The following is a 19,975-nucleotide window of genomic DNA, read 5'->3' as shown; positions in this document are numbered from 1 at the left end:
TTTCATTCCGTCAAACAAATGCCGTTACTCGATTCATCCGCCCTCAAAAATTTAGCGCCTCGGGATGGCAACGTTTTTTTGCTCAAACAATATTACTCGTTAGACGAGGCGAACGAGCTGTTTGCGATATTGCTCGATAGGCTGGCTTGGCAGGAAGAATCGATATGGATGTTTGGAAAACCTGTCAACGTGCCGCGTTTGACATGCTGGTACGGCGATCCTGACGCGGTTTATGCCTATTCCGGCGTCAAGCATGAGCCATTGCCTTGGACGGCCGAACTGAATGCAATACGGCAACGAATCCAGTCGGATTTTACATATACTTTCAATAGCGTACTGGCAAATCTATATCGAAGCGGACAGGATTCGATGGGTTACCATGCCGATAACGAAAAAGAGCTGGGTATGAATCCGGCGATTGCTTCGTTGAGTTTGGGGGATGAGCGGCTGTTCCGGCTAGTTCATAACAAATCCAAGGAGAAGTTGGACTTGGTGCTGGGTCATGGAGATTTATTGATCATGGCCGGCTCGCTTCAGCATCATTGGCGCCATGCCATTCCAAAAACCGGGCAATTGAAATCGCCCCGGATCAATTTGACGTTTAGGAAAATCAGGGGTTTTTAAAAAGAAATTTAACTCGCGCGGAGGCCCGCTGTCCGCTGTTTCCCAAGCTGGAGCTCTCATCGTTATACATAAATTGTAGGATCACCTAGCGTTAGGTGTTACTGCCATTAAGTTAAGGGAAGCCCGTCATTCCGCCATGGACTGGCGGAATCCAGTGCCATGGATGGCAAGCTTTTGAGGCAAAGTAGATCCTGGATACAAGCATTACTTAATTCTGTGATGGCTTAAATTAATGGCAGTGAGCGTTAGGTGTGGGATATCCGAGGGTATTAAGTGACAATAAATGAAATCGAGGTTTCTGGTTCCCACGGTCCTCCGTGGGAACCCATACCTTGTCAGCCGAGGCAAGATCGGCATGTATTTCCACGCTGGAGCGGTGGGAACGAGGAAAACGGTAATTTTTGACTTAATGTATAACGATGAGAGCTAGAGCTTGGGAAAGAGCGTGAAATTCGGCGGGTCTACAACACATGCCAACTGCTCTTTCTAGGTTGAAGGATTAAAAATCGTATTCCAATACATTTTTTGCGCGCCGGCAAATTTCCCGTCCGTAGTCGGTCCATTGGCCTTGACCCCAGTAACGATAACAACTGGTTTGCGAGGATAGTAAGTGGAAGAGGGCATTGCGATAACGCGCATCGGAACTCGGTATTTTCGTTTTAATGACTTTTTCATTGAACAACGAGCTGATTTCTTCCATCGGTCCTAGCACGTTTTCATAACCGTGGACCCAGGATAAATCATTGGTCCAACTGCCGCCATCCATATGAAATCTATGGTCTTCTCCTTTAATCTCTTCGATGACTTTGGCCAAGCGATCCGAGCCATCTCCCGGCTTCATCCGCTGCCAAATAGCCCGTTGAAAAACCGGTTGAATTGCCGGCAGGTCATCTTCTTTTATGCCGATCGACCAAAGATGCTCTAGGTATTCGCTGGCATTCATCATCGGCACGTCGCTCCAAGAAGACTCTCTGGCGACTTCCATGAATTTGCCGGGAAATTCGTTCATCATGACGCCGCCATTCTCGCCGTCGGCGATTTGCGTCACTAATGGCGGCACCTTGTGTCCGGCTAGCATTAGCGTCGATAGGCTTTGCGCTTCATACCAAGGCTGCATTTGCGCTACCAGTTTGGTGTCGGAACCTTGGGTCTTAACAATGGCGATAATGCTCGCGGTTTCGCCGGCTGAGTTGGTGCAAACCAGACGATGCGGTAAATGCGGCTGACGCGGGTTGCTGCCGTCTTCGGGATGTTCGACGCTATGTTCTTGCACGAGCACCCATTGATAGCCGCAATCGACAAGAGTTTTAACGAATTCATAAGCGACATCCGGGTGATTGGGCAATGCCATTTCCGATGGCGAAAAGCCTCTGACGCGCTCTAAGGCTTGCCAACCGAAAATAGCCGCGAAATGCTGTTGCCACGCCAATACGTGTAAACGAAAATCCTGAACCGGGGTCGACGGTGCGACGGCATGTCCCCATGGCGCGCCTAACCATTCGACCGCGTGATTGAATTCGGGATTGCAAGTGACGGTTTTGAGCGTATCGAAAACATCGTGAAGCCCCATTTTGCGCAGGCCGTGGAACAGTGTGCCGGAATACTCCAGCATCGCGCGAGGGTTTTTGCCTTCACTGATTAATTGTGGGATAAACTCGCCTATCCGTTTGTAGCAATAATGGAACGCGCCGGCATTGTGATTGTCGCCGATATCGGGGTGTTCCATCATATATTGAAGATTGCTGATAATGGCCGCGGTCGACAAGTCGTCACCGCCCGCAGGAATCAACGGTTGATGCATGTGTAGTGCAATCGCGCAGGCGGCGCGAGTATTGCTGAAGTCTATTTTGCCGGCTTCTCGATAGAATTCTTGACGACGTCCTTGTCGGACGGCTTTCAAGACTTGTTCTTCGGCACCGCAAAAATTGGGAAATTCATCGACATATTCCGCAAGTTGATCCATTTGAGATTCCTCATTGGTTGAGTTTACGTTAGATTATATATGCGTTAATTGTCGCTCGGGCATGGGCTGCCGGGGCGACATCGTGGATTGCAATGGGCTTTGGCTTCCTTGAAAGCTTGATGACGGCATCCGGCCGATAGGGATGATGGGGGGTGAAGTATCAACGAAAAACGTTGGTTTAAGCGATTTCCGGCGAAAAAATACTCAACAGATTGGTCTTTCGGCCTATCTACTACTGCAAGCCGGAAAGAGTTACAGAGCGCAACTCTAGGCTCCTTTCCGGATGTTGTAGTCGAACAAAAATCCGGTGTCAATTGGGTAGGTTTATTCTTGGCAATCGGCTTAATTTTCTTGCTTATCAAAATTAATTTTATGTGTGATCTTAATCAATCATTTCGGGTTGGCAATAAGTTCGTGAATAGTTTCCAAGGTCGTTACACAGTCGTTAAGGTCTTCATGACAGCGATGTACCCAGGCTTCTCCCCAATAGAAGTTGCAACTGGTTTCCGAACGAAGTAAGTGCCACATCGTGGATTCTTGCAAATCCTCAAGTTTAGAGTTCATATCTGGTTGTTCTAAAGTCTGCCAGTGGGTTTCGTGAACGATTTTGCTGATCGCATGGACACGAGCCAAGGCGTCTTTTTGAGCTTGCGAGCCGGTCCATTGTTGAAAGTCGCGGCCGTGATGCCAACCGGTATTCCAAGCGCCGGGGCGGACATAGACCTCGCCATAGGTACCGTGCTTAGCCAGATAATCTTCCACAAATACGGGTCGAATATTGTCGGTGCCGTTTTGGGCTTGCGCCATGAATTCTTGATAAAAGACGCCCCAGAAGTTGTTATGAGGCGAGGTATCGCGGAACCATCCGCCATTGTCGCCATCGGAGCAGGTTGTTACTAATGGTTCAAAATCGCACCAACGCGTTCTGTCGTGAACCTCGCGGCTGAACCAACCGTAGTCCATTCCAGACTCTTGAGCGTTCGATAGATCTCTGTCTCTGACGATCACTACAATGCTATCGTTGCCGTTACGGGCTATGTGAGGCCGATAATGCAATTCTTCCCAGCTCATCGGTGTTAATGCTTCCACATGTTCGCTATCGACAAAGACATATTTATAGCCGAATCGTTTGAGTAGTGGAATCAACTCCATCGTGAAACCCATTTCAGGCGGCCAAAAACCCGAAAATTTCTCGCGGTTGAAGAGGTGTTTTCCTATACCCTGCCAGCGCTCCACCTGAGGCTCGCGATCGGCTACGGGTATCAGCGGCAGAACGGGGTGGTAATAAGCGGAGCCGAGTACTCGGATGATCTCTTCATTTTGGAGATACCATAGTAATGTACCGCAGTCGACTTTCCCGTATACGAGCTGCTGGAAAGACGGGTTCGACAGAGTTTCGAGTAAAGTTCCCGATAATGAGATGTGGACTTTACCCAAGCCTTGATATGGCCAAAGCGTTCTCGGAATCCGGTCAAGCGCAAAGAGAATTTTTTCCGCTTCCCAGGGCTCATGTTCCCAAAGAAACTCAAGGTTACCGGCTGGTTGGTGAAAATGTAAGGCTAGGGCATGATGGATCATAAGCGTAACCGTTAAAAAGTGGTGTGACCGTTAATTGATTTGACTAACCTTTATTAAGGATTCGGTCATAAATAACTTCCCTATTTGAATGCAAGGCAAGCCGGTTCGGTTGCTCGATTGGCAGGTGTCGGCGGCAGGGAAAGCCGTCGTCAAGCCTACACGGACGTATTCACGGCGCCCTGTCAAGCGAGTTACCGAGCCTGCTATAAAACTCAATAGCACAAGGAAGTTATTTTTCACGAAATCCTAAGACGCCATGCGACTTGATTCAATCAATCTTATCTGTACTTTAACACCGGCATTTCGAAATAAGCAACAACCTTGACGCCCTTATGGTTAGAATAAGGCTGAGGTTCCTCATCACGTCCTTCATTCTGAAAAATTGTTCGGTGATTTTGATAGCAGGGATGCGATTGACAGCCCTGTAAATATAACCCTTCTTAGATGAAAATTCGGCCCGTCGCCTATGCGCATAAAGCTAAAAACGGCCAACCCACATCACGCTCTTTCCCAAGCTCCAGCTTGGGAAAGACACCCCGGAAGCTCCAGCTTCCTGAACAGGTTACCCAAGCTGTGGACCTTGGGTAACAGCATAATAAAAGGCATGGGATGTGTCTATCGAGGATCGCCGTTTACCCAGCACCTAAATTATCAAGGATTGTTAACCATAGCCAATGGACTATGAAATTTAGGTGCTGGGTGAACCCATCCATGGGCGCTTGACGGCAGCTCCCTGCTGCCGACATCCTCGCTAGCCACACCCCTACCTTCATAAAGTTAGCTAATTTTTGAGTATAAAGGGAGTAATTATCAAGCACTCAAGGCTTTCAAAACCGCCTGCAGCGTGTCGTTTGCGTCACCGAACAGCATGCGGGTGTTTTCCATCACGAACAAGGGATTGCCGACGCCGGCGTATCCCGAGGCCATGCTGCGCTTCATCGCGATCGTCGTTTGACCCTTCCAGACTTCAAGAACCGGCATGCCGGCGATCGGGCTGTTCGGGTCGTCGAGCGCCGACGGATTGACGATATCGTTTGCGCCGATCACCAGCGTGACATCGATATGGGGGAAGTCTTCGTTGATTTCCTCCATTTCGAAAACAATGTCGTAAGGCACTTTAGCCTCGGCCAGCAGTACGTTCATGTGGCCGGGCATGCGTCCCGCAACTGGGTGAATACCGAAACGCACATTCTTACCCTTGTGGCGGAGCAGTTTAGTGATTTCAAACACAGTATGCTGCGCCTGTGCGACTGCCATGCCGTAGCCCGGAACGATCACGATGTGTCCCGCCGACATCAGCAATTGCGCGGTTTCTTCCGGCGTGATCGGATTGACGTCGCCGACGATTTCAGCCGCCGCCCCGCTACTACCGGTACCGAAACCGCCGGCAATCACGCTAAGAAAATGCCGGTTCATCGCACGGCACATGATGTAGCTCAAGATTGCGCCGCTGCTACCGACCAACGCGCCGGTAACGATCAATAAATCATTACTGAGCATAAAGCCGGTCGCGGCCGCGGCCCATCCCGAATAACTATTCAGCATCGAAACGACGACCGGCATATCCGCGCCGCCGATCGCCATGACCATGTGCACGCCGAAGGCCAGCGCGATAAGCGTCATCAACAATAACGGAAACATGCCGCCGCCGGTTTCTGCTTGCGCGAGAAACCATTTACCGAACAAAACCGCCAAGATCAGCAGACTAAGATTAAGCCAGTGCCGGGCGGGCAATATTAGCGGTTTCCCGTCGATACGGCCGCTGAGCTTTCCGAATGCGATCACCGAACCGGAAAACGTAATCGCGCCGATCAGCACGCCGACATAAATCTCGATTTCATGTATGGTTTTTTCGACTCCGAAAAGCGAAGTGCCTTCCTCGATAAAATTCGCGTAGCCGACTAGAACCGCCGCTAGACCGACCAGGCTGTGCATGATTGCAACCAATTCGGGCATTTGCGTCATTTCGACTTTCAGAGCGGCTTTGACGCCGATGGAGCCGCCGATCAGCAAAGCGATGATCAGCGTGACATAGGCCGTGACCGAATCGCTCAGCACGGTGGCTAAAATCGCGATGGTCATGCCGGCCATGCCGTAATAATTGCCGCGACGGGCGGTCTCTTGATTGCTGAGTCCGCTCAGGCTCAAGATGAACAGAACGGCCGCCGCGATGTAAGACATTGAAACTAGACTTTGAGACATGGGACCTTCCTATTTCCTGAACATTTCTAACATACGGCGTGTTACGACAAAGCCGCCGACGATATTGATCGACGCGACCAGTACGGCGAGACCGGCCAATAACGTCATCAAAAAGCCCGGCGCCGAGACTTGAATCAGAGCGCCAATCACGATGATGCCGCTAATCGCATTGGTAACGCTCATCAACGGCGTATGCAGCGACGGCGTGACATTCCAGATCACTTGATAGCCGATGAAGCAGGCTAGCACGAACACGGTGAAATGCGACATGAACGATTCCGGTGCGACCGAGCCGACACTGAACAGCGCCAGGCCGCCGAGAATCAGCGGAAGCAGTTGCTTGACCGGTTGTGGTATCGGTAATCCTGATGGTTTCTCGATGACGGCCGGGACTTTAGTATCTTCCGTTGTTTTCGGCGCGACAGACAATGTCGGCGGAGGTGGTGGCCAAGTAATCTTGCCTTCCTTGATAACCGTGGCGCCGCGTATCGCTTCGTCTTCCATGTCGATATTGAGTTGCCCGTTTTTCTCGGGACAAAGATCGGTTAATAAATGTCTTAAATTGGTGGCATAGAGCTGGCTGGATTGATTCGCCAAACGGCTGGGAAGATTGCTGTAGCCGATGATCGTGACGCCATGCTCGACAACCACCTTGTCTTTTTGCGTGAGTTCGCAGTTACCGCCTTGTTCCGAGGCTAGATCGACGACGATGCTGCCGGACTTCATCGATTCGACCATTGCTTTCGTGATCAACTTCGGTGCCGGTTTTCCGGGAATCAAAGCGGTCGTGATGATGATGTCGACATCCTTGGCTTGTTGCGCGAACAAAGCCATTTCGGCTTCGATGAATTCCTTGGACATGGTTTTGGCATAGCCGCCGGTGCCGGAGCCTTCTTCCTCGAAATCCAGCATCAAGAATTCGGCGTCCATGCTTTCGATTTGTTCTTTGACTTCGGGGCGGGTGTCGAAGGCCCGGACGATCGCACCGAGCGATTTCGCGGCGCCGATCGCGGCCAGCCCTGCAACGCCCGCGCCGATGACCAGGACTTTGGCTGGCGGAATTTTACCGGCCGCAGTGATTTGACCGGTAAAGAAGCGGCCGAAATGTTGAGCCGCTTCGATAACGGCGCGGTAGCCGGCAATGTTGGCCATCGAACTGAGCGCATCCATTTTTTGCGCGCGGGAGATGCGAGGGATGCTGTCCATCGCCATTACCGTGGCGTTTTTCGCGGCCAGTTTCTGCATTAATTTTTCATTTTGTGCGGGCCAAATAAAGCTGATTAAATGACCGCCGTCCTTGAGCAATTCGGCTTCGTCTTTTTTGAGTTTCGGATGTTTTTGCGGCGGACGTACCTTCATGACTACATCGCAGTCCCGCCAAATTTTTTCGGGGCTATCGATGATTTCAACGCCGGCTTTTCGATAGGCTTCATCCGAAATATCGGCACCGAGACCCGCGCCGGATTCGACCGCGACCGAAAAACCGAGCTTGATGATTTTTTCGGCTGCCTCGGGCGTCGTCGCGACGCGCTTTTCACCTTCGTGTACTTCTTTAGGGATACCAATTTTCATAGTGCTTCCTTTTTGTTTTTGTTTAAGCACATCGTCCCGGTATGAGGGCTACTGACCGATTAGACCTGTGGGCTTATAGGGCAATATCGTTGTTGATGTGCCGTGAATCGAGTCGAGCGTTATGAAATACGAAGTTAATTAAACTCCGCTTGCGGAGCATAGGCAATTCGCCATTGCATTTCAATAACTATTGATAATAACTGCGAGAAAGCCCAATCGAGGTAATTATTCAAATCCCCTATAGTTCCCACGCAGAGCGTGGAAACTATAATTGCCGGGGACTGAATAGTTACAAACGAAGTGCTTTCGGTATCCATCTTTAGCAGGATGGGTTATTTAACCCGTCCTGCTAAGGGTTTGGTCATAAATAACTTCCCTGTTTTTTGATTCAGGGTAGGCAGGTTCGGTAACTCGTTTGACGCAAGTATTCAGGCCCCTCTTTGAAAAAGAGGGGCTAGGGGAGATTTCTTAAATAAATCCCCCTCAATCCCCCCTTTTTTCAAAGGGGGAGGCCAACAATAACGCCTGAATTGCGGTAATTTGCCAACGGGGTCTGAATACTTACCGTTTGACAGGTGTCGGCGGCAGGGAAAGCCGCCGTCAAGACTACACGGACGTATTCATGGCGTCCTGTCAAGCGAGTTACCGAACCCGCTACAAAATTCATAGAACAAGAAAGTTATTTGTCACGAAATCCTAAGGATGTACCAGCTTTGCGTTTTAGCTAAAGAAACTTGCTAATCAGGGCATTTCAAGTTTTCTTTAATATGAAATGAATGAACCTGAAAAGCTTGCCGAAGCGGGGAAAAGCCGTTAGATTGTTTAAACTTAAACAAGGAGGTTACATATGCACCCAACACCGCTCACCATTCCGTTCAATCACTACCGATTCCATTTCGAAACCGAACATCCGGTTCGTCTGCCGGCTTTTCCCGGTTCCGCCTGGCGCGGCGCATTCGGCCATGCATTAAAAAAGACCGTTTGCGTCGTTCGTAATACGCCTTGCGCGCAATGTCTATTAAAAAACGCCTGCGCCTACAGCGTCGTGTTCGAAACGCCGCCGCCACCGGGTAGCGAGAAAATGCGAAAATACAATGCAGCGCCGCATCCTTTCGTATTACGGTTTCCCCGGCAAGACGCCATCGACACGAACTATACGTTAGATATGATCTTATTCGGACATGCCGAACGTTACTTTCCGTACATCGTTCATGCATTGCAAAAGGCCGGGCTCGACGGCATCGGCGGACACCGACAACGCTTCGAACTGCATCATATCGATTATCTCGATTCCATGGAGGGCGGGCAAACCCTATATCGCGAGGGTGAACTGCAACCGAGGCCGCCGGCATCGATGCCTAAGATACCCGATCCGCCTGAATCGATTACGATCTTATTGGAGACGCCGCTACGCATCAAACAAGACGGAAAAAACCTGACGCCGGATCATTTTAACTTCGGCGCATTCTTCGCCAACCTGCTGCGCCGTCAGTCGATGCTCAGCTACTTTCATACCGACAAGCCGCTCGAAACCGACTTTGCCGGACTGACCAAACAGGCATCTGCAACGCATTGCACCGAAACCAAACTTCAATGGCATGACTGGACGCGCTACTCGTCGAGACAACAAACCGAAATGAACATGGGCGGACTGCTCGGCCGATTCAGTTTAGACATGCAAGGCAATAATGAAGCATTTTGGCCTTATCTTTGGCTAGGCCAATGGACGCATGCCGGCAAGGCGACCAGCATGGGGCTCGGCGCCTACACGATAAAGCCGACAAGCTTGCCAAGTGAAGAAAAGTCAACGAAGTAAGGTAGGATCGAATGACTACCCTGTGGGAGCGATCCCCAGATCGACCCTCACCTAACGCTAGGTGAGGGTAAGCCGCAAGGCCCAAGCACCGAAAACTTATAAAAAAAAGAAGAACAACCCAATGCCGAACACAACCCTATTCGCCGTAACCGGCCTAACACCGCAAATCGTCACCGAAACGCTCTACGCTCTGCACAAGCAGAAAGACGAAATGCCCGCGCGCATCCATATCCTAACCACGGCCGAAGGCCGGCAACGAGCCAAGCTAACATTGATCAACGACGGCTGGCTCAAGAGATTTTATCAAGACTACGATTTGCCCATGCCGCCCTTCGACGAAAGCGACATCCATTTACTGCAACGCGATAGCGGCGAACCGCTGCTGGACATCCGCAGCCGCGAAGACAACCAAGCGATGGCCGACGGCATCACCGAATGGATCAGACAACTGACCGCCGACCCAAACCGCGAACTTCACGTATCGATCGCCGGCGGCAGAAAAACCATGGGCTTCTACGCCGGCTATGCACTGTCGCTTTACGGACGTTCGCAAGACCGGCTCAGCCATGTCCTGGTATCGCCAGACTACGAATCGCATCCGCAGTTTTATTACCCGACGCCGCAGTCGCAAATCATCTACGGCAACGACCCGACCCGAAAACCGCTGGACACGCAACACGCCGAAGTCGTCCTGGCCGACATAGCCTTCGTGCGCTTACGCCACGGCCTCGACCCGGCTTTACTCGAAGGCAAGACCAGCTTCAGCCGCGCCGTGGCCAACGCTCAACAAAAACTCGGCCCGCCCGAATTGACCATCGACTTCAAACAAAGAACCCTCAGCGCGCACGGCGCCGCGATCAAACTCAAACCGGTCGAACTGGCGTTTTATCTATGGCTGCTCAACCGGCAAGCGCACAACATGCCGCCTGTCACATGCCCGTCCGACGGCGTGCCCGACATGGAATACATGTTCGAATACCTAAAAAGCTACCGGCAAATCGCCGGCGAACTGGGCTTGTCCGACCGAACCTTGAAAACACTGGAAGAGGGCATGAGCAAAGCCTTTTTCGAACAAAGAAAATCCGGAGTCAACAGCCGGCTAAAAGAAGCGCTAGGCGTCAACGCCAAACCCTACCTGATCGCCGCAGTTGGCAAGCGGCCCAGGACGGGGTATTGGATACCGTTGGAAGTAGGGCAGATACATTATCAGGAGTCATAAATATGCAAGAACAAGAAAAAAGAAAATTATTGGATCAATCGAGCCGCATCGCCTTATCTGCTTTTTTACACGATTTAGGCAAGTTTGCCGAACGGGCGAGGATACCGGTCGACCAAGAAATACTAGACGCCAACAAACAGCTTTATTGTCCGCATCGGAAAAATCATGTCGATGACAAAGGCTGGTTCAGTCATGTTCATGCAGCCTATACGGGTTTAGCGATGGATTTGATCGAAGAATCCATGCCCGAGTTGAAAGGCACCGATTTCGCGCCTTTCGGTTCGTGGAAATCCAAGGAAGCCGATGACTCGTTTATCAATGCCGCAGCCAAGCATCATAAGCCGGAGACCTTTTTACAATGGATCATCGCGACGGCAGATCGCGTGGCATCGGGCTTCGACCGAGAAGAATTCGAAACCTACAATCACGGCGAAGATATTACAGAGACGGGCAAAAATCACTACACCGCAAGGCAGTTGACCTTGTTCGAGCAAATACGTTTGCATAGCGAAGACAAGCAACACTATGCGTATCGCTATCCGCTCAAACCGCTGTCGCCAAATAGTATTTTTCCGGTAAAGAGCGAGAAATGCGAAGGCAACGACGACAAAGCCGCACAAAAGGAATATGAGAAGTTATGGCAGGGCTTTGTCGAGGCGTTGAAATTATTGCCGAAATCGCACCGTAACAACTGGTCGTTATGGCTGGATCATTTTGAAACCTTATGGGGCGTTTATACACAAGCCATTCCTTCCGCCACGGCATTCAATATCCGCCCGGATGTTTCGTTATACGACCATTCCCGAGTCGCGGCGGCGCTGGCAACGGCATTGTGGCGTTATCACCACGAGCGGGGCGAAACCGATGAAAACGCTGCCAAAGCACTCAAAGCCCAAGAACAAAGCTGGCAAGAGAAGAAGATTCTACTGATTCAAGGCGACTTTTTCGGTATTCAGGATTTCATTTTCGCCAGCGGCGGCGAAACCAACAAGAGAGCCGCCAAATTGCTGCGCGGCCGTTCATTTTATGTCTCATTGCTCAGCGAATGCGCGGCGCTCAAGGTTTTGGAAGCATTGGCTTTACCATCCACGAGCCAAGTCATCAACGCCGCCGGCAAGTTCATGATCGTCGCGCCGAATACGCCGGCGACTATTGAAACGCTGCAACAGGTTCAGCAAGAGTTAAACGACTGGTTTTTACAGCATAGTTGGGGGCAAGCAGGGGTCGGATTAGCTTGGACGGATGCCTCGTGTAACGATTTTCGGCGCGGTAAAGCCGGAAAGCCAAGCCCCTATATGAGACTGATTACTAAACTATTCGATCAACTGGAGATTACCAAAAACCAGCGGCTGAATCTGTGCGGTGATACAGAGGCGCCGATCGTATTCAAAGACTTTCTCGACAGCTTTGATAATGCAAAAGGCGTTTGCAAAATTGACGGAAAATCGCCGGCCAGCGAGCAACTCGACCAAGAAACCAGCATTAGCCGATTGGCGTGGGACCAACTGAAAACCGGGGAGTGGTTGACGCGCCGGGAGCGTATTCTGATCACTCGGCAATCCTTGAATATGTCCAGCACACTCAAAATACCGGTGTTCGGCTACCATATCGGTTTTGCCGAAAACCAAGACATCCAAGGTAAATTCGGCGAACAGGCCAAAAACGGCAATCTGCTCAGGGCGTGGGATTTTTCGCTGCCGAAATCTGCGGATGGCGCATTGTGGAACGGTTATGCCAGACGAACGATCAATGCCTATGTGCCGATATTTGATGACAAGGCGCAAGCGGAGGCGCTATTGGGCAAATATGCCGGCGAGGACAAATTGGAATTGGGCGATGCGAAAACGCTCAATCATATTGCCTGCGAAGATCAAACCTTGCAGGAAAACCATCGATGGCAGGGTATTACGGCACTTTCGACCTTAAAAGGCGATGTCGATAATCTCGGCATGATCTTTCAATCGGGACTTGGAGACGATACCAGTTTCAGTAAAACCGCCGCCTTGTCCCGGCAAATCAACGCATTCTTTACGATTTATTTACCATGGCTGTGCCGATCCGATGACCAATATCGAAACACCTACACGGTCTTTGCCGGCGGCGACGATTTTTTTCTGATAGGTCCTTGGCTGTCGCAGATAAATATGGCCGGCAAAATGCGGCAAGCTTTTCAAGAATACGTCGCGCACAATCCCGAAGTACACTTTTCCGCCGGTATCAGCACCACCAAGCCCGGCCTGCCGATCAATCAGTTGGGCGAAATGGCGGAGGATGCGCTGGAGCGAGCCAAAGCGCATAATCCCGGTCAAGTTGCGCCTTCGCCCAAAAACGCCGTCAACTGTTTTAATCAAGCCATGGTTTGGAAAGAGTTCAGCGCCTTGGCAACCCGCCGGAAACGTTTGCAGGAACTCAGCGAAGACATGGACTTAAGCACCGGCTATGTTTACGGCCTGCTCAACTTGATCGACATGGCCGAGAAGGTCGACGAAAAGCCGGAAAACGCGATTTGGCATAGCTACTTCGCTTACCGTACCGTGCGCATGCTGGAGCGCAACAAGCATCTCGATAAAGAACAGCGTAAACGCCGACAAGCGGAACTGGCTGAGGAAATCGCCAATGCCGGCATCATTCGGCACGGCAGTAATTATCGAGTCGCGCTGTTTTGCCACCTATACCAGCAACGCGATTAAGTGATTTCGGAAGCGACGCTGCGTCGCGGCCTTCATCGTTCCCACGCTCCAGCGTGGGAATGCATCCGAAGACGCTCCGCGTCGAGATAGGAAACACTATGGGAAGAAGCCGCTACACGATAAAAGAACCGGGCCAGCCGCATTTTCTAACCTGCACCATAATGGAATGGCTACCGGTCTTCACGCGTCCGGAGACCGTGCAGGTACTACTCGATTGCTGGCAATATCAACGCAAAGAGCAAGGCTTGAAACTATACGGCTTCGTCGTGCTGGAAAATCATCTGCACTTCGTCGCACATTCGGAGCGCTTGGATAAATGCCTGAATAGCTTCAAATCCTATACGGCACGGAAGATCATCGATTACCTACAAGAAAATCGAGTCGATCGCATCCTGGACCGGCTTCGTTTCGCAAAACGAGCGCATAAAACGGATAGAGCGTATCAGTTCTGGCAAGAAGGCGCGCATGCCGAGTTGGTACTCAACGAAGCGATGATGAGGCAGAAGCTGGATTACATTCACCATAATCCGGTAAAGCGGGGTTATGTCGCAAAGCCGGAGCATTGGCGTTATTCCAGCGCGGCGAATTATTTTGGCGGCGAGCCTCTGCTTGAGATAGACCCGTGGTGAAGTCGAATGGCTCTTTTACTCGGGACGCGGAGCGTCCCGGGATGCATTCCCACGCCGGAGCGTGGGAACGATAAGAGCTTTAAAACATGGCTCCCACGCTCCGGCGTGGGAGCAAGCCTAAGCCGCTCTTGCGGCGCGAAATGAAATTTAAGCGACATAGACAAACAGGAGAACAACATGGAAATAAACATCGGTAAACCGGGCGAAAAAATCAACCCGGACTTGTTCAATGACATAGCCAAAAATGTGGCCAAAGTTGTTGCGAGCGGAGGTGACAGAGTCAATAAGGCAACTCAACTCAGAAAGTTTTATGACGAAATTGTTTTATGGGACAGCAAGGTACGCCAAAATCCTGAAAAATTTGATGATTATTTACCCTTTATTCGGATGATCAACGCCAAGGCAGCATATGCGAGAGGCCGTAAGTTAGTCGATGACAATTTTGTTGACTTGATCCATAAAGGGTTGCAACAAGTCATCTGTGCTCAAACCCTGCACACATTCAAATTATTCATGGAAGCCTTCATGGGCTTTTATAAACAAGAACGCCCAAATTGATCGGAGGCAACAATATGCAACTTACCAAAATACAAAAACTTACCGGCCAAATCGAATTATTGAGTGGTCTTCATATCGGTAGCGGCAACACCGAAATTCATATTGGCGGCACCGATAATCCGGTTATCAAAAATCCTATTACGCAACAGCCTTATATTCCCGGTTCCAGCATCAAAGGCAAAATGCGTAGCCTCCTGGAATGGCAATTAGGCGTGGTCGGACAAACGGATGGGCAACCGCTTAGCTTCAAACACTTGAAGAAACTCGATGGCAACGTGTTAGATAAAGCGAAAGCCTTAGTCAAATTGTTCGGAGGCGCGCCCGATGGCGATATTGCTTCGGAACTATTGGCTGAAATTGGCCCGAGCCGGCTATCGTTTTGGGATTGTTCGTTATGCCCGGAGTGGGCGAAAGAAATGGATGACAAAAACCTGCTGCTGACGGAAACCAAAATGGAAAACATGATCGACCGAATCAAAGGCACGGCCGAGCATCCTCGCAACACCGAGCGCGTCCCTGCAACCGCCAAATTCGATTTCAATCTGACGATTCGCGTTCATGACGATGAAAACTTACTCGATACCGTGCTGCAAGGCATGAAATTGTTGGAATTGACCGGCCTGGGCGGTTCCGGATCGCGCGGTTACGGCAAAATCGTCTTTCGAGATTTGCAACTGGAAGGCCGAAACATTCAAACGGAACTCGAACAACTCGATTTAAAAGAGGCCGTCTGATGCAATGCTTTAGTGTGACGCTTACGCCGTTGTCGGCATTCGCGACGCCGCTAAAAGGCGATACCTTGTTCGGTCAACTGTGTTGGGCGATTCGCAACCGGTTCGGTGAAGCAAGCCTGACCGAGCTATTAAATGGTTATACTGAAGGTAGGCCTTTCGCGGTCGCATCCGATGCCTTTCCGCAAGGTTATCTACCGTTACCGAAACTACCGTTTAGCTATTATCGTCCGATCGACGGAACGGATCGAAAAGCCGTCAAAAAGCGTTGTTGGCTAGCCGAAGCGGAAATCGAAAAACCGGTGTCGGAATGGTTGGGCTTGGCGAAAACGGCGGCAGATATCGCCGGCGACTTCGGTAAATTGAGTGAAAAACATCCACAGCCCCACAATACCATCGACCGGCGAAGCAATACGACAGGCGAGGGAGGTTTTGCTCCCTATAGCATCGAACAGGAATGGTTCATTCCCGGTCTGCGTTGGCATATCTATGTGCTATTGGATACCGAGCGGTTGAGCGCGGAGGATTATCAAAATTGCCTGACCGATATCGGCGAATTCGGCTTCGGACGCGATGCCAGCATCGGGCTTGGTAAATTCAAGCTGGAAGCATTTCAAGCCGCCGAGTTACCTTCTCAAGCCGATGCCAATAGCAGTTTGACGCTGGCGCCATGCGCTCCGCAACGCATGGGCTTTGCGCCTGAACGCAGCTATTATCAACTCTTCACCCGATTTGGCCGGCACGGCGATATCGCCGTTCACCAAGCAGGCAAACCGTTCAAAAATCCGATTCTATTGGCGCAAACCGCCGCGCTCATGGCTACGATGCCCTCGGCGTCCGGTTTTATCGGCCAAGGCATCGGCGGCAACGGCGAACTCTCGAAAACGCTGCCCGCCACGGTACATCAAGGCTATGCTCCCGTCATAGCCGTCAATTTTCAAGCCAAGGAATGTTCATGACACATTTTTTGAATCACTACACGCTGAAATACACACCGTTATCGCCCATTCACATTGGCGCCGATGAAAGCTACGAGCCGGGCAATTATGTTATCGACGATGAAGCAGGGGCTTTATACAGTTTCGATAGCCGGGCTGCGCTGGCTGGTTTGAGCGACAGCGACAGACAACAATTATTGGCTATCGTCAACGGCAAGCCCGATGACACGATGCTAACCAAGGTGCAATCTTTCTTTCATAACCATAGAGAGAAACTACTGGCCTTTGCCAAGCCCCCCGTGCCAACGGCCGGCGGAATCAAATCGTTGTATCGAAAACGGATCGGCCAAACCGCGCAACACGAAGGTCAAGGCCGAAGAGTCATCAACAAGTTGGAAATCGATCGCACCTTTTATAATCCGGTCGACGGCCTTCCGCTCTTACCGGGCAGCAGTATCAAAGGCGCTATAAGGACAGCGCTGTTAGACGATATCAATGACGGAAAGTCCTTGATCGACCGTAAACAAACGAACCAAAAACTGCAAGAATCCTTGTTTGAAGGGAAGTTTCATACCGATCCGATGCGGCTTATATCGGTCGGCGACGCGGGCTGGCAAGGCAAAGCCGATAAGCCGGCTTGCCAGGTACAATTCGCCGTCAATCGCAAACGCAAGCCTGTCATAAAAAACGGAAAATTGCTGCAATCGCAAGCCGAAGTGAGCAATCTTTATCAATTGTTGGAATGCGTGGCGCCTCATCATTACCAAGGTTTCACCGGCAGTTTAACGCTGTTGGATACGCAATCCGTCGTTCAAGATAACCGCAAACTGCCCAAGCCACACTTGCACTGGACAGCACAAGACATCGCCAAGGCCTGTAACGATTTTTATATGGGCTTGTTTTGGAGAGAAATCAACGGCATGAAAGAAAGGGATTATTTACAAGTCGATTGGCTCAGACAGATTGAACAGTTAATGGATAAAGGGCTTACTCAGCGATTGCATAACGGCGAAGCCTTCCTGCTGCGTGTTGGCAGGCATAGCGGAGCCGAGGCTTTAACCCTCAATGGCGTTCGCAACATTAGAATCATGCAGGGCAGAGGCGAAAAGCCGAAATGGGAAAATCAACCCAAAACCTGGTGGCTGGCCGCCGACGACATCGGCAATCGAACCAATCTGCTGCCATTCGGATGGCTCTTGGTCGAAATCGATCCGAAAACCCCGGATAGCCGACTGCAAAACTGGCTGGAGCAAGGCAATCAAGATTTGGTCGATTGGCTGCAGCGGCAATCGGCCAAACAAAACGCACTCAAGCAACAAGCCGAATTAAGGCAACAACAAGAAGAAGCGAAAAAACAGGCCGAGCAACAACGCGCAGAGGAAATGCGCCTGCAACAAGAGGCGGAGCAGCAACGCCTGGCAGCATTAAGCCCGATAGACCGGGAAGTCGAAGAATTTCTAAAACCGTTTCAACAACAAGAACACGACACCCGCTTGCTGCAAGCCTTGGAATCGGACCGATGGCAGGGAGAAGACGCCAAACGTATTGCCCAAAAAATCAAAGAGTTGATGGCCGATGCAGGCAAATGGCTTCCGGATTTTGAAGGAACGAATAAGCAAAAAGTGAAACTGAAACAACGCAGCTTGAAAGTGCTTGCCTATCTACAGGATTGATTTTTATCCTCGTTCCCACGGTCCTCCGTGGGAATGCATACCGATTTTGCTTCGGCAGCCAATGTTTGCGTTCGCAAGGAGGACCGTGGGACCCTGACAGGGACGCTTTAGCGTACCCGAACCGCAGAGCGGTTCGGGCTGCATTCCCACGCAGAGCGTCACTGCCATTAAGTTAAGCCATCACTGTATAAGTAATGCTTGCATTCAGGCTCTAGTGTGCCTCAAAAGCTTGCCATCCATGGCACTGGATTCCGCCAGTCCATGGCGGAATGACGGGCTTATTAACTTAATGGCAGTGACGCAGAGCGTGGGAACGATAATCTACAACTAAAAATAATCAAACCATGACCCAAATCCTAATCTGCACCGTCGGCGGCAGTCATCAGCCGATCGTAACCGCCATCAACGACCTGCGCCCCGACTTCGTTTTGTTTGTCTGCACCGACAAAGATCCCGCAACCGGGCGGCCCGGTTCCGTCGTGCAAATTACCGGCAGCGGCAATTGCATCAAAGCCGAGCCCAAGGACGACAAACCCAGCCTGCCCAATATCCCGGCGCAAACCGGATTGACGCCGGAACAATACGAGGTGTGTACGACTTTATCGGACGACTTGGACCAAATCTACGCCGATTGCAATCGAGCACTGGATGGACTGGTGCGGCGCTTTCCGAACGCGTCGATCATGGCCGATTACACCGGCGGCACCAAATCGATGAGTGCCGGATTGGTCATGGCGGCGATGGAACGGCAAGACATTCAACTGCAACTGGTAACCGGCAGCCGAGCCGATTTGATCAAGGTACATGACGGCTCGCAATACGCGGCCTTGGCCAATATCGAACAAATCCGCTTCGAACGGCAAATTTCGCCATATCGTCAAGCGTGGAGTCGTTTCGCTTATGGCGAAGCCGAGGCCGGGCTCAAAGACATCAGAGCGCCGAACCAGGCGCAATTACGCAGCCGGTTCACGCGTTTTCGCGACTTGAGCCGCGCTTTTGCCGAATGGGACAACTTCAACCATCAAACCGCGCTCGATCTGTTGCAAAACTACGCGCCCGGCTTGCCGAACGAACTTAGAGCCTATTTGCCGATAGCAATGCGTTTGCGCGACCAACGGCCGGAAAAACGCGAGCCGGCGCAACTGCTCGACTTGTATCTCAATGCCCGGCGCCGCGCCGCGCAAGGCCGCTACGACGATGCCGTCGCGCGGGTTTACCGCTTGATCGAATGGACCGCGCAATGGCTGCTGAAATCGCATTGCGGCATCGATACGTCCAACATCGCGAAAGCCGAAATTCCCGCCGGCATGGAGCTGACGGCCAATAGAGAAGGAGTTTATCAAGCCGGTTTATTTCAGGCTTGGCAGTTGGTCAAGGTCAAAACCCAAGGTGCGGCTGCCGAATTTATCAAGGCGGAAGAAAAAAACTTGCTCAATCAAATCAAAAGCCGCAATCAATCGATCCTGGCGCACGGCTTCGCGCCCGTTCAACAGCCGCATTGGCTACAACTGGCGGACTGGTTGGAAAAGCACTTTTTACCGATGTTACTGAACGAAAGCCGTCGAGTCGGGATAAAAGACATGCCGCCGCAATTGCCGCAAAGTTATGACTTGTAAATTTATCAATAGAAGACTTGGTAGCTGAGCGCAGCTACTGTGGGATCGATCCCTAGATCGCCCCTCAGTGAGGGGAAGCCGCAACGGCAAAGCTTTGAAAAAAAGCGGTTAACCTAAAAAGAGCAGTTGACATGTGTTGTAGACCGTTCGTGCTGAGCCAAGTCGA

At 51.1% G+C, this 19,975-nt stretch carries 14 protein-coding genes; 10 read left to right on the top strand and 4 right to left on the bottom strand.

All coding sequences use genetic code 11. The features are described 5' to 3' along the window. Positions 1–18 precede the first annotated feature (18 nt). Positions 19–624 (top strand): alpha-ketoglutarate-dependent dioxygenase AlkB family protein, encoded by a 606-nt coding sequence (locus ACRJJO_RS06950; RefSeq protein WP_431065142.1) that lies wholly within the window; start codon positions 19–21, stop codon positions 622–624. Between the two features lie 499 nt (positions 625–1,123). Here ACRJJO_RS06950 and ACRJJO_RS06945 read toward each other — a convergent pair whose 3' ends face one another. From ACRJJO_RS06945 to ACRJJO_RS06930, 4 genes are all read right to left on the bottom strand, one after another. After that, positions 1,124–2,587: a glycosyl hydrolase family 57 gene (locus ACRJJO_RS06945; RefSeq protein WP_431065141.1), complete on the bottom strand. Its 1,464-nt coding sequence runs from the start codon at positions 2,585–2,587 to the stop codon at positions 1,124–1,126. Positions 2,588–2,977: 390 nt separating this feature from the next. After that, positions 2,978–4,165, bottom strand: a complete 1,188-nt coding sequence (locus ACRJJO_RS06940) for a glycoside hydrolase family 57 (protein ID WP_431065140.1) — start codon at positions 4,163–4,165, stop codon at positions 2,978–2,980. An 810-nt stretch (positions 4,166–4,975) separates the two neighbouring features. Then, complete coding sequence (gene pntB, locus ACRJJO_RS06935) at positions 4,976–6,367, bottom strand: Re/Si-specific NAD(P)(+) transhydrogenase subunit beta (RefSeq protein WP_431065139.1); 1,392 nt, start codon at positions 6,365–6,367, stop codon at positions 4,976–4,978. A 9-nt stretch (positions 6,368–6,376) separates the two neighbouring features. Next, the gene (locus tag ACRJJO_RS06930) at positions 6,377–7,939 is read right to left on the bottom strand and encodes a Re/Si-specific NAD(P)(+) transhydrogenase subunit alpha (protein ID WP_431065138.1); all 1,563 of its coding nucleotides are present in this window, start codon (positions 7,937–7,939) and stop codon (positions 6,377–6,379) included. Positions 7,940–8,786: 847 nt separating this feature from the next. On the opposite strand from ACRJJO_RS06930, the gene cas6 reads away from it, so the two are divergent. The 9 genes from cas6 to ACRJJO_RS06885 all read left to right on the top strand — a co-directional run bounded on the left by cas6 (position 8,787) and on the right by ACRJJO_RS06885 (position 19,809). Then, a complete protein-coding gene (cas6, locus tag ACRJJO_RS06925) occupies positions 8,787–9,755 on the top strand; it encodes a CRISPR system precrRNA processing endoribonuclease RAMP protein Cas6 (RefSeq protein ID WP_431065137.1) in 969 nt (322 codons plus the stop codon). A gap of 121 nt (positions 9,756–9,876) precedes the next feature. Beyond that, complete coding sequence (gene csm6, locus ACRJJO_RS06920) at positions 9,877–10,974, top strand: CRISPR-associated ring nuclease Csm6 (protein ID WP_431065136.1); 1,098 nt, start codon at positions 9,877–9,879, stop codon at positions 10,972–10,974. 2 nt (positions 10,975–10,976) lie between these two features. After that, entirely contained in the window at positions 10,977–13,664 is a 2,688-nt protein-coding gene (gene cas10, locus ACRJJO_RS06915; RefSeq protein WP_431065135.1) for a type III-A CRISPR-associated protein Cas10/Csm1, read from the top strand. Positions 13,665–13,762: 98 nt separating this feature from the next. After that, positions 13,763–14,293, top strand: a complete 531-nt coding sequence (locus ACRJJO_RS06910) for an REP-associated tyrosine transposase (RefSeq protein ID WP_431065134.1) — start codon at positions 13,763–13,765, stop codon at positions 14,291–14,293. 177 nt (positions 14,294–14,470) lie between these two features. Next, entirely contained in the window at positions 14,471–14,851 is a 381-nt protein-coding gene (csm2, locus tag ACRJJO_RS06905) for a type III-A CRISPR-associated protein Csm2 (protein ID WP_125219792.1), read from the top strand. A gap of 14 nt (positions 14,852–14,865) precedes the next feature. Further along, complete coding sequence (gene csm3, locus ACRJJO_RS06900; RefSeq protein WP_431065133.1) at positions 14,866–15,585, top strand: type III-A CRISPR-associated RAMP protein Csm3; 720 nt, start codon at positions 14,866–14,868, stop codon at positions 15,583–15,585. After that, positions 15,585–16,541, top strand: a complete 957-nt coding sequence (gene csm4 / locus ACRJJO_RS06895) for a type III-A CRISPR-associated RAMP protein Csm4 (protein WP_431065132.1) — start codon at positions 15,585–15,587, stop codon at positions 16,539–16,541. Before csm3 ends, csm4 begins: the two co-directional genes overlap by 1 nt. After that, positions 16,538–18,193 carry an RAMP superfamily CRISPR-associated protein gene (locus tag ACRJJO_RS06890; RefSeq protein ID WP_431065131.1) on the top strand — a complete coding sequence of 552 codons (1,656 nt, stop codon included), beginning with the start codon at positions 16,538–16,540 and terminating at the stop codon, positions 18,191–18,193. The genes csm4 and ACRJJO_RS06890 overlap by 4 nt, the downstream gene beginning before the upstream one ends. A gap of 344 nt (positions 18,194–18,537) precedes the next feature. Beyond that, positions 18,538–19,809 (top strand): TIGR02710 family CRISPR-associated CARF protein, encoded by a 1,272-nt coding sequence (locus ACRJJO_RS06885; RefSeq protein ID WP_431065130.1) that lies wholly within the window; start codon positions 18,538–18,540, stop codon positions 19,807–19,809. Positions 19,810–19,975 lie beyond the last annotated feature (166 nt).

Origin of the sequence: Methylotuvimicrobium sp., assembly GCF_050611805.1 — a bacterium.
In the GTDB taxonomy this organism is placed as follows: Bacteria; Pseudomonadota; Gammaproteobacteria; order Methylococcales; family Methylomonadaceae; genus Methylotuvimicrobium.
Note: the sequence above shows the minus strand (reverse complement) of the source record. Positions and strands in the feature narration are given on the sequence as shown.